A 10996-nucleotide genomic window follows, 5' to 3' on the forward strand; every position below is an offset into this window, starting at 1 on the left:
TCCGTCTCATCATGAGAGACACGACCGCGGGGGTCTGAACGCGAGGAGGCGTCACAACCATGGGTCGCACACTGGCTGAGAAAGTCTGGGAGCAGCACGTCGTACGCCGTGCCGAAGGCGAACCCGACCTGCTCTACATCGACCTGCACCTCATCCACGAGGTGACCAGCCCGCAGGCGTTCGACGGCCTGCGCATGGCCGGCCGCACCGTGCGCCGTCCCGACCTCACGATCGCCACCGAGGACCACAACGTCCCGACCGTGCTCGGGCCGATCTCCGACCCGGTGTCCCGCACGCAGGTGGAGACGCTGCGCAAGAACGCCGCGGAGTTCGGCATCCGCCTGCACCCGATGGGCGACGCCGGTCAGGGCGTGGTGCACATCATCGGCCCGCAGTTCGGCCTCACCCAGCCCGGCATGACGATCGTCTGCGGCGACTCGCACACCTCGACCCACGGGGCGTTCGGCGCCATCGCGTTCGGCATCGGGACCTCCGAGGTCGAGCACGTGCTGGCCACCCAGACGCTGCCCGCCTACCGGCCCAAGACGATGGCCATCGAGGTCAAGGGCGAGCTGCCGGTCGGGGTGACCGCCAAGGACCTGATCCTCGCGATCATCGCGAAGATCGGCACCGGCGGCGGCCAGGGCTACATCGTCGAGTACCGGGGCGAGGCCGTGCGCAAGCTCTCCATGGAGGGCCGCATGACCGTCTGCAACATGTCGATCGAGGCCGGCGCGCGGGCGGGCATGATCGCCCCCGACGAGACCACGTTCGAGTATCTGCGCGGCCGTCCCCACGCGCCCACCGGCGAGGCCTGGGACCGGGCCGTCGAGTACTGGAAGACGCTGCGCACCGACGACGACGCCGAGTTCGACAAGGTCGTGGAGATCGACGCCTCGGCTCTCACACCGTTCGTCACGTGGGGCACCAACCCGGGCCAGGGCGCGCCGCTCGGCGCCGCCGTGCCGTCGCCCGAGCAGTTCGCCGACCCGGTCGAGCGGTCCGCCGCCGAGCGGGCGCTGGAGTACATGGGCCTGGCCGCGGGCACGCCGCTGCGCGACATCCAGGTGGACACCGTCTTCGTCGGCTCCTGCACCAACGGGCGCATCGAGGACCTGCGTGCCGCCGCCGAGATCCTGCGCGGGCGCAAGGTCGTCACCCGTACGCTGATCGTCCCGGGCTCCATGGGGGTCAAGAAGGCGGCCGAGGAAGAGGGCCTGCACGAGGTCTTCAAGGCGGCCGGGGCCGAGTGGCGCGAGGCCGGCTGCTCGATGTGCCTGGGCATGAACCCGGACACCCTGAAGCCGGGCGAGCGCAGCGCCTCGACCTCCAACCGCAACTTCGAGGGCCGCCAGGGCAAGGGCGGACGCACCCACCTGGTTTCGCCGCAGGTGGCGGCCGCGACCGCGGTGACCGGCCGGCTGACCGCCCCCGCCGACCTCTAGTCCGCCCGCCTCAGTCCCAGGAAGAGATCATCATGGATGCCTTCACCACTCACACCGGCCGGGCCGTACCGCTGCGCCGCAGCAACGTGGACACCGACCAGATCATCCCGGCGGTCTGGCTGAAGCAGGTCAGCCGTACGGGGTTCGAGAAGGGCCTGTTCGCCGCCTGGCGCGAGGACCCGTCCTTCGTGCTGAACGACCCGGCGTACGAGGGCGCGTCGATCCTGGTGTCCGGGCCCGACTTCGGCACCGGCTCCTCGCGTGAGCACGCCGTCTGGGCCCTGCAGCAGTACGGCTTCCGCGTCGTGATCGCCTCGCGGTTCGGCGACATCTTCCGCAACAACTCCACGAAGATGGGCCTGCTGCCGGTCGTCCTGCCCGAGGACGTGGTCGAGCGCCTGCAGGACGCGGCCGAGGCCGACCCGAAGACGGAGATCACCGTCGACCTGGTGGAACGCCAGGTGCGCTGCGGCGACCTCGTGGCCTCGTTCGAGATCGACGACTACACCCGCTGGCGGCTGCTGGAGGGCCTCGACGACATCGGGCTGACCCTGCGTCACGCGGACGCCATCGAGGAGTACGAGAATGGACGGCAGCCATGGCTGCCGACGACCGTCTGAACGATCCTCAGACCGGAGATGAGCTGCTGGCGCGGCGACTGCGTGATGCGCATCGCCGCGTCAGAGCGTTAGCCTTACCACAGGAGGAGCAGGCCCGCCTGGCGCGACGGCTGCTTGCTATCTGTGACGTGGCAAAGCGGGACATAGCCCATGCGGCCGCCCGGCTGGACGCCTTCATCGCCTATCTGGACGGCACATTCGACACGCCGAGCAGGCGAAACATGCCCCCCGGTGATTGAAGTCCCGCGACCTCGTCCCCTAATTTCAAGCGCGTAAGGGGGAGGAAACCGAAATGAACAAGAAAGAACTCGTCGACGCGATCACGGATCGTGTCGGCGACAAGAAGACGGCGACCGAAGCCGTCAACGCCGTTCTCGACGCCATCCAGGGCGCTGTCGCGAGCGGGGACAAGGTCTCGATCACCGGCTTCGGCGCCTTCGAGATGGTGCACAAGCCGGCCCGTACGGCCCGCAACCCTTCCACCGGGGATCCGATCAAGGTGGAGGAGAGCTGGGCACCCAGGTTCCGCCCCGGCGCGGACTTCAAGGAGCAGGTCAACGCGGGTGGCAAGGCTGCCAAGAAGAAGTAGCCCGCCCCACCCCGCACCAGTGGACGGCGCTCGGAGCCCCCGGGCGCCGTTCGTCGTTTCCCGCCCGGTGCCGCAGCGGCACGAGGGCCGCGGGCTCCCCCTCTCTGACCTGGGTAAACGTGTGTAATCTCAGGTAAGCGAGTCGTAGGGTGCGTATGCGGGGGACCCCTCGATCGCGTGCACACGGTCAGACCGGGGGAAGATGCAGTGCAAGTCGGTCAAAAACCTGAGAAGCAAGGGCGAGTACGCGAGTCCGGCCAGGTGCCGTTGGCCGTGTTCGACCGGGCGCCGATCGCGGTCCTGGTGACCGGTGGGGAAGAGCATCGGCTGCTCTACACGAACGACGCCTTCCAGTCGATGTTCGGGGACCGGCCGATCGGGGCGCCGGTGTGGGAGGCCCTCCGCGACCTCGTGGGGCAGGACACCCTTGCCGCGTTGGACGAGGCGCTGGCGACGGGGGAGACGCCGCGTCTCGACGACGTCTACGTGACCGCGGACAGGGGCGGCGGACCACACGAGCGCCTCTTCCGGATGAGCCTTTCCGGGATTCCCCTCCAGGGCGGCGAGAGCGGACTGCTGGCGATGGTCCAGGAGGTCACGGCGCAGACCGCCGCCACGCGGCGGATGCGAGCCATGGAGAAGGAGCTGCGCCGCCTCCGGCGTCGTTACCAGAGCATCGTGTGGGCGGGCGTGCACGGGGTGTGGGTGACCGGCCCGCACGGCGAGTCCAGAGAGAGCCAGGGCTGGCAGCGGCTGACGGGACAGACGCCGGAGGAGAGTCTCGGCCGCGGCTGGATGCGGGCCCTGCACCCCGAGGACCGCGTGCACGCCGAGGAGTGGTGGGACAAGGCCGCCGAACAGGCGGTCTCGCTCTACGAGGTGACACACCGCGTCCGCACCCGCGACGGCGTCTACCGGCACATCCGGTTCCGGTGCGTGCCGGTGCGCGAGAACGGCGCGGTGGTGGAGTGGGTGGGCACCTCCACCGACGTCGAGCAGGAGTGGCAGGAGGAGCGCCGCCGCCGGCTGCTGGAGCGCGCCGCGGCCGCGGCGACCGACATCACCAACCTGGAGGAGATGTGCCAGGCGCTCGCCGGTGTGATCGTGCCGGAGCTCGCCGACTCGTGCCACGTCTACCTGCTGCCCGAGGCGAGCGGCGGCCTCCCGCACGCGCCCATAGTCACCGAGCGCGTCGCCTCCGCCGTACGCGAGGGACTGCCGAGACTGCCGACGCGGCGCAAGGAGTATCAGACCGTCGACAGCGCGCTGGTGCGCGCGGTACGGCGGCGCCGCCCTGTCGAGCTCTCCTACCCTCCCGGCCGTCCTTCGTTCTCCTGCCCGGAGGCCGTCAGGACGTGGATGGCCGAGATCGGGTCGCACAGCCTGGCCCTCCTGCCGATCGTCGTCGAGGGCGAGGTGGCGGCCGTGGTCACGACCGGTGCCTGCGGGGATCGCCCACCGATCCCGTGTGACGACGTCCGGCTGATGCGGGAGATGCTCGACCACGCGCACGACGCGGTCAGCAAGGCTCTGCGGTTCCGCCGCACGCAGAGGGTGGCGCTGGCCCTGCAGCACAGCCTGCTGGCCGAGCCGCCCCACGTCCCCGGCCTGGAGCTTGCCGCGCGCTATCAGGCGAGCCCGACCGCCGCCGAGATCGGCGGAGACTGGTACGACGCGTTCATGCTGTCCTGCGGCGCCGTCAAGCTGGTCATCGGCGACGTGGCCGGGCACGACCTGGCCGCCGCCGTGTGCATGAGCCAGGTGCGCAACATGCTGCGGGCGCTCGCCGTCGACCGCGACGAGTCCCCCGGCGACGTCCTGCGGCGGCTCACCAGAGCCCTGGAGACGCTGAACGGCGAGAGCACGGCCACCTGCGTCCTGACCCGCCTGGAGAGGGACGACGAGGGCGTGTGGCGGATGACGTACTCGGTGGCCGGGCACCCGCCGCCGTTGCTGGTGACCGGCGAGGGGGAGGGCCGCTTCCTCCAGGACGCGGGCAACCCCCTTCTCGGCATCTCCCACGACCAGCCGTGGATCAGCGCCGCGCAGCCGTTGCCGCCGCACAGCACCCTGCTGCTCTACACCGACGGCCTCGTCGAGCGGCGGGGAGAGGACCTCGGCGAGGGGCTCGAACGGTTGCGGCGGTGTGCGGAGCCGCTCGCGCGCGAACCCCTGGGCCGGTTCTGCGACGAACTGCTCACCGGGATGCCGGTGACGGGGGAGGACGACATCGCCATGATCGCGCTGCGGGTGCCGCCGGAAGGGCGCTATGAGGGAGTCGCCTCGTAGCCGGCCTCGTAGCCGGCCTCGTTGTGGGCCCCGTGGTGAGGCAGCGCGGCCGGGGCGGTCCGGGCCGCCGGGCGCATCGCCAGGACCAGCACGGCCAGCCCGGCGAAGACGACCGCGGCGACGACGCCGGTGACGTGCAGGCCGGCCGTGAACGCCTCCCGTGCGGCGTGCAGCAGTTGCGCGGCCTGGCCGGCGGGAAGGTGCCGGCCGGTGGCGACCGCGTCGGCCAGCGAGTCGGACGTGCCGTCCATCCGGCCGCGGTAGACCACCGCCGCCACCGCACCGAGCAGCGCGAAGCCGAGCGAACCGCCGAAGTAGTTGCCGGTCTCCGACATCGACGCCGCCGAGCCGGCGCGCTCCGGCGGCACGGACCCGATGACCAGCCCGGTGCCCAGCGCGAACAGCGGGCCCGTGCCCAGCGCCAGCGTGGCGATGCCGATCATCACCAGCGGCAGGGCGCCCGCACCGCCCACGCCGACGCCGACCAGCAGCAGGCTGCCCACCGCAGACCCCGCCAGCCCGCCGGCGATGGCGGTCGTCTGTTCCATCCGCCTGGCCAGCGCCGGCGCGGCCATGGTGCCGACCGCCGTGCCCAGGCCCATGGGCGCGAACAGCAACGCCGACGCGACCGGCGAGAAGCCCAGCACGCCCTGCAGATACTGGGTCACCATCAGGCCCGTGCCGGCCATGGCGACGCCGGCGAAGACCAGCGCGACGAGCACGGCGGTGAAGGGGCGATTGCGCAGCAGCCGCAGGTCCAGCAGCGGCGCCTCCAGCCGCAGTTGCCGGCGTACGAACAGGAATCCGACGGCCGCGCCGGCGACGAGGGCCACCGCCGGGACGGCCGACACGCTCTCGACGGTCAGTTGCTTGATCCCGTAGACCATCAGGAGCACCGCCACGAGCGACAGTCCGACGCTGGCCGGGTCGAGCCGGCCGGCCTGGTCGCTGCGGAACTCCGGCAGCAGGACCGGCCCGGCGAGCAGCAGCAACGCCATCGCCGGCACGGCGACCAGGAACACCGAACCCCACCAGAAGTGCTGGAGCAGGAATCCGGCGAGCACGGGTCCGAGCGCGCCGCCGGTGAACTGGCAGGTCGCCCAGATCGCGATGGCCTTGCCCCGCTGCCGTCCGTCGCGGAACATGTCGGTGATCAGGGCGAGTGTGGACGGCGCCAGGGTCGCCCCGGCGACGCCCAGCAGGGCACGCGCGACGATCAGCATCAGCGGGCTGACCGCGAAGGCGGCCACGACCGACAGCACCAGGAACGCCGCTCCGCCGATCAGCAGGAGCCGCCGTCGGCCGATCCGGTCGCCGAGCGTGCCCATCGTGATGACCAGGCCGGCCACCATGAATCCGTAGCTGTCGCTGATCCACAGCTGCTCGACGTTGGTGGCTCCCAGGTCGGCGCTGAGCTGTGGCAGCGCGAGGAGCAACGCCGTCGCGTCGATCGCGACGAGCAATGCCGGCAACGCCAGGACGGCCAGTCCCAGCCACGCCCGGTTGACTCGCATAAGTGGAAACTCCCTGTTCTCTCGACGTCTCGCCGCTTGGTCGGAGCGGCCGGGAGTTTTTTGACACGGGCACGTGTCAAGACGACGGCGGCGGCTCCGACCAACCGGTGAAAGGGCCCCATGGGGCTCGCGAAACAGGAGGAGAACGAGATGAAGTTCCTGATCAGCATGCACATCAACCCGGCCGTGCTGGACGCGCTGACCGACGAGGAGCAGGCGGCGATCGGCGAGGGCCACGGCAGGTTCATCGAGGCGCTGAAGCAGTCCGGAGAGCTGATTACCACGCAGGCGCTGGTCGACCCGTCACAGGCGGCGGTGGTGTCCGTGCGCAACGGCCAGCCGGTCGTCACCGACGGCCCCTTCCTGGAGTCCAAGGAGTATGTGGGCGGCTTCTATCTGATCGACTGCGAGAACAAGGAGCGGGCGATCGAGCTGGCGGCGCAGATCCCGGACGCCGCGATCGAGGGTCTCGGGATCGAGGTGCGGCAGGTCATGTTCGCCGACGGACAATTGGAGGCATGACAGCACCGGTCATCGAGGACCTGCTGCGTGAGCTCACGCCGCAGGTCCTCGGCGCGTTGGTACGCCGGCACGGCCAGTTCGAAGGGTGTGAGGACGCCGTGCAGGAGGCCGTCCTCGCCGCCGCCGTCCAGTGGCCGGCAGAGGGGGTGCCGGACAACCCGCGCGGCTGGCTGTTGACCGTCGCGTCCCGGCGGCTCATCGACCAGCTGCGCAGCGACCACGCCCGCCGCGAGCGGGAGTCGGCGACGGCTGCCGTCGAGGTCGTGCCGGAGGACGTGCCGGGCACCGACGACACCCTCGTCCTGTTGTTCCTGTGCTGCCATCCCACGCTGACCGCGGCCTCCCAGGTCGCCCTGACGCTGCGGGCCGTCGGCGGCCTGACCACCGCCGAGATCGCCCGCGCGTTCCTGGTGCCGGAGGCCACGATGGCGGCCAGGATCAGCCGGGCCAAGCAGCGCATCAAGGCCGCCGGCAGCTCGTTCGGCCTGCCGGACGGCGCGGAGCTCCAGGAGCGGCTCCGGGTCGTCCTGCACGTGCTCTACCTGATCTTCAACGAGGGCTACACGGCCTCCTCGGGCAGCGAGCTGCACCGCGCCGACCTCGCGCACGAGGCGATCCGGCTGACCCGGATGGTGCACGTCCAACTGCCCGAGGACGGCGAGGTGACCGGGCTGCTCGCGCTGATGCTGCTGACCCACGCGCGCCGGGAGGCGCGTACGACCCCGGCGGGCGACCTGGTGCCGCTGGATGAGCAGGACCGCAGGAAGTGGGACCGCGGGCTGATCGACGAGGGCGTCGAGCTGGTCAAGGCGTCGCTGGCCGGCCCGGCGCTGGGGCCTTATCAACTGCAGGCGGCCATCGCCGCCACGCACGCCGACGCGGCCACGGCCGAGGAGACCGACTGGCCGCAGGTGCACGCCCTCTATCTGATCCTGGAGCGCATCGCGCCCAACCCGATGGTCACCCTCAACCGGGCGATCGCGCTCGCCGAGATCGACGGCCCGCGGGCCGGGCTGGCCCTGCTGTCCACCTTGGACGGTGACGAGCGGCTGGCCGGGCATCACCGGTTGCTGTCCGTGCGCGCGCATCTGCTGGAGAAGACCGGCGACACGGCCGGGGCGTACGAGCACTACCGGCGTGCCGCGAAGGCCACCGCCAGCATCGCCGAGCAGCGCTACCTGGAGTCCCGGGCCAGCCGGGTAAGGGCATAGATCCCGCCCCGAACCCTCAGACACCCAGCAGGTGCCGGAGGATCAGCAGCCCGATTTCCAGCCCCACCCGCAGGCCGATCCCCGCCTCGGCGGAACCCACCAGCGCGAGGGCGAGAGGCATCAGGACGGGGAACAGGACACGGGCCGTCCGGCGCAGGATCTGCGGCAGCGTGAACGGAACGGAAATCGTGATCGTCATGACGGACCTCCTGTCTCGTGCCGGGCGTCCGGCACGGATGAGAACCCGTCACCTGGCGTGACAGCGGGCGGTGACCGCCTCGACGACGCCGGAGCTCCGCGCCCTGCCGGGGAAGGTGACGGGATGGGATGGGTGTGGACTACTGCCGGAAGTCATCCCGACCACCTCCTCACAGTCGTGCGACGACGCGTAAGAGCCTCTCCAGTAGAACCCCGGCCGGATGATCGGGTCAAACCCGCCCTGGTCAGGGGGCCGGTCAGGCGATGACCGGCGCGGCGGGGGAGCCGAATCCGCGCAGCAGGGTGTCCACGACCCGGGTCGCGAGGGCCTCGGCGTCCCCGCCCCCGGACGCTCCCTCGGCGGCCGCCTCGTGGATGAGGGCGTAGTAGACGCGGCGGGTCCAGTCGAGGTCGGCGTCGGGACGCAGCACGCCCGCCTCGCGGGCCCGGCGCAACAGCCGCTCGCAGTCGTCGCGGACCTCGGCGTGCACGCGGGCGGCCTCGGGGTGGGCGCCGTCGGCCGTACGGCTCATGGCGAACCACCAGTTCGTCTTCACCCGCAGGACGTTGGCGGTGACCTGGTAGAGCGCGACGAGCGGCGGGGTGCTGTCCGTGTGGGCCGACTCGACGGCCTCGGCGAACCGGCGGGCGGCCCAGCCGGTGAGCTCCTCCACGAGCGCCTCGCGGGTGGCGAAACGGCGGTGGACGGTCGTTCTGGCGACCCCGGCCGCCTGGGCGACCTGCTCCATCGTCGCCGCCGGGTTGGCGGCGAACACGCGCTCGGCCGCCTCGAGGATCGTCCGTACCGTCCGCTCCGAGTCGGCCCGGAGTGGACGCTTCCCTCGCTGCGAGGACCGCTGGGCTGTCGTCACCGTTACATGCTACCCACGGGGTTCAGTTGTCCAATGAATTGCTACACCGATGTAGCGAGTAATACGTCGGCTTCGCCCGCACGCGGCGAGCGTCGACGGCGCGGCCTGGATCAGGGCGTCGGGAACGTGGAGAGCGTCACGTAGGTGACGTGGCCGTCCGCCATGACGAGGGCGACCCGCTGCCCGGGGCGCAGGTGCCGCAGCGGCCCGGCGTCGAACGCCTCGCCGTCGAACGGGATCCGGGTGCCGTCGTCGAGGAAGACCCAGCCCGAGCGGGTCGCGGGGTCGAAGCTCTGCACCGTCGCCTGCACGCCGCCAGCCTACCGCCGCCTGCGGAAAATCCTTTGACCGTAGATCTTCCGCCTGCCAGCATGTCCCGCCATGACCGAGGCGGCACAGAAAAGCCTGTGGCGCGTCCGTGACTTCCGGCGATATGCCGGGGCCGACGCGATCAGCAAGTTCGGCAGCGAGGTCTCCCTGGTCGCCCTGCCGCTCACGGCGGCGCTCACCCTCCACGCGAGCCCCTTCCAGGTGGGGCTGCTGACCGCGGCCGAGATGGTGGCGTTCCTGCTGGTCGGCCTGCCCGCCGGAGCCTGGGTGGACCGGATGCGGCGCCGTCCCGTGCTGGTCGCCGCCGACGTGGTCCGCGCGCTGGCGCTGCTGTCCATCCCGGCCGCGGCCGTGCCCGGCGTGCTCGACCTGCCCCAGCTGTACGCCGTGGCCCTGGTGAACGGGCTGTGCACGGTCTTCTTCGACGTCGCCCACCAGAGCTACCTCCCGTCCATCGTCGGCCGGGAGGACCTCGCCCGCGGGCACGGCACGCTCGCGGCGAACCAGTCGCTCGCCCAGCTCGCCGGCCCGGGGATCGGCGGCTGGCTGGTGCAGGCGCTCACCGCGCCGATCGCGGTGGTCGCCGACGCCCTCAGCTACGCGGGGTCCGCGCTGCTGCTCCTCGGCGTACGCGCGGACGAGAAGCCCGGCGGAAGGGACGTCAGGGGCGGGGGCCGGCTGTGGTCGGAGATCGCCGAAGGGCTCCTGTTCGTCGCCGGGCAGCCCGTCCTGCGCCGGGTCGCCGCCGTGGGGGCGCTGATGATGCTGTCGTTCGGCCTGTGGTCCGCCACGGTGCCGCTCTACCTCGTCCGCGAGGTCGGCACGAGCCCCGGCGCGTACGGCACGCTGCTGTCGGCCGGGGCGGTGGGCGGGGTGGCCGGCGCCTGGCTCGCCCCGCGGGTCGCGGCCCGCCTGGGAACGGGCCGGGCCATGTACGCCGCGGCGTGGGCGGCCACGGTGTGCACCGCCCCGCTCGCGCTGACGGCGGCGGGCCCCCGCCTGCTGATCCTTCCGGTGGCCCTGGCGGCCGCCGGGGTGGCGACCACCGTGTTCAGCGTGGCGCAGGGGGCCTACCGTCAGTCGATCTGCCCGCCGCACCTGCTCGGCCGCCTGAGCGCCACCATGCGGTTCCTGATGTGGGGCCCGACGCCGCTCGGCGGCCTGCTGGCGGGCACGCTGGGGCAGCTCGCCGGGGTGCGCGTCGCGTTCTGGGCCGCCTGCGGGGCCTACACGCTCGCCCACCTGCCGGTCCTGCTCGCACCCCGGATCCGCGAGGTTTCCTAGAAGGCCACTGAAGATCTTGTCTCGATAACGGCCGGTGCTTGTGGTCGGCCGTGGTTCGCTCAGGCGGGTTTGGGCTCCAGTGTCCAGACGTTGCCGGTCCGGGTGAGTCCGAGGTTGATCAG

At 71.5% G+C, this 10996-nt stretch carries 12 protein-coding genes; 8 read left to right on the plus strand and 4 right to left on the minus strand.

The annotated features are described in order from the left end of the window. Window positions 1-59: 59 nt before the first annotated feature. From leuC to FH610_RS30110, 5 genes are all read left to right on the plus strand, one after another. On the plus strand, window positions 60-1445 hold the full coding sequence (leuC, locus tag FH610_RS30090) for a 3-isopropylmalate dehydratase large subunit (protein ID WP_139578390.1): 1386 nt from the start codon (window positions 60-62) through the stop codon (window positions 1443-1445). A 32-nt stretch (window positions 1446-1477) separates the two neighbouring features. Then, the gene (leuD, locus tag FH610_RS30095) at window positions 1478-2065 is read left to right on the plus strand and encodes a 3-isopropylmalate dehydratase small subunit (protein WP_139578391.1); all 588 of its coding nucleotides are present in this window, start codon (window positions 1478-1480) and stop codon (window positions 2063-2065) included. Beyond that, window positions 2044-2304: an SCO5555 family protein gene (locus FH610_RS30100; protein ID WP_079312744.1), complete on the plus strand. Its 261-nt coding sequence runs from the start codon at window positions 2044-2046 to the stop codon at window positions 2302-2304. The genes leuD and FH610_RS30100 overlap by 22 nt, the downstream gene beginning before the upstream one ends. Before the next feature lie 53 nt (window positions 2305-2357). Next, on the plus strand, window positions 2358-2654 hold the full coding sequence (locus FH610_RS30105) for an HU family DNA-binding protein (protein WP_111698130.1): 297 nt from the start codon (window positions 2358-2360) through the stop codon (window positions 2652-2654). A gap of 273 nt (window positions 2655-2927) precedes the next feature. Continuing rightward, on the plus strand, window positions 2928-4943 hold the full coding sequence (locus tag FH610_RS30110; RefSeq protein ID WP_139578417.1) for a SpoIIE family protein phosphatase: 2016 nt from the start codon (window positions 2928-2930) through the stop codon (window positions 4941-4943). Here FH610_RS30110 and FH610_RS30115 read toward each other — a convergent pair. Beyond that, window positions 4922-6457 carry an MFS transporter gene (locus FH610_RS30115; RefSeq protein ID WP_139578392.1) on the minus strand — a complete coding sequence of 512 codons (1536 nt, stop codon included), beginning with the start codon at window positions 6455-6457 and terminating at the stop codon, window positions 4922-4924. The genes FH610_RS30110 and FH610_RS30115 overlap by 22 nt on opposite strands. Window positions 6458-6607: 150 nt before the next feature. Here FH610_RS30115 and FH610_RS30120 point away from each other — a divergent pair, with 150 nt between their 5' ends. Together FH610_RS30120 and FH610_RS30125 are read left to right on the plus strand one after the other, a co-directional pair. Then, window positions 6608-6979 carry a YciI family protein gene (locus tag FH610_RS30120; RefSeq protein ID WP_139578393.1) on the plus strand — a complete coding sequence of 124 codons (372 nt, stop codon included), beginning with the start codon at window positions 6608-6610 and terminating at the stop codon, window positions 6977-6979. Beyond that, window positions 6976-8190 (plus strand): RNA polymerase sigma factor, encoded by a 1215-nt coding sequence (locus FH610_RS30125; RefSeq protein WP_139578394.1) that lies wholly within the window; start codon window positions 6976-6978, stop codon window positions 8188-8190. The genes FH610_RS30120 and FH610_RS30125 overlap by 4 nt, the downstream gene beginning before the upstream one ends. Window positions 8191-8206: 16 nt before the next feature. On the opposite strand, the gene FH610_RS30130 is transcribed toward FH610_RS30125, so the two are convergent. The 3 genes from FH610_RS30130 to FH610_RS30140 form a co-directional block, all read right to left on the minus strand. Next, window positions 8207-8389 carry a hypothetical protein gene (locus tag FH610_RS30130; RefSeq protein ID WP_139578395.1) on the minus strand — a complete coding sequence of 61 codons (183 nt, stop codon included), beginning with the start codon at window positions 8387-8389 and terminating at the stop codon, window positions 8207-8209. A gap of 256 nt (window positions 8390-8645) precedes the next feature. Next, on the minus strand, window positions 8646-9260 hold the full coding sequence (locus tag FH610_RS30135; RefSeq protein ID WP_139578396.1) for a TetR/AcrR family transcriptional regulator: 615 nt from the start codon (window positions 9258-9260) through the stop codon (window positions 8646-8648). A 110-nt stretch (window positions 9261-9370) separates the two neighbouring features. Next, complete coding sequence (locus FH610_RS30140; protein ID WP_139578397.1) at window positions 9371-9571, minus strand: hypothetical protein; 201 nt, start codon at window positions 9569-9571, stop codon at window positions 9371-9373. Window positions 9572-9641: 70 nt separating this feature from the next. On the opposite strand from FH610_RS30140, the gene FH610_RS30145 reads away from it, so the two are divergent. Further along, a complete protein-coding gene (locus FH610_RS30145; protein WP_139578398.1) occupies window positions 9642-10874 on the plus strand; it encodes an MFS transporter in 1233 nt (410 codons plus the stop codon). Window positions 10875-10996: the final 122 nt, after the last annotated feature.

Origin of the sequence: Microbispora catharanthi (assembly GCF_006334915.2) — a bacterium.
GTDB lineage: Bacteria > Actinomycetota > Actinomycetes > Streptosporangiales > Streptosporangiaceae > Microbispora > Microbispora catharanthi.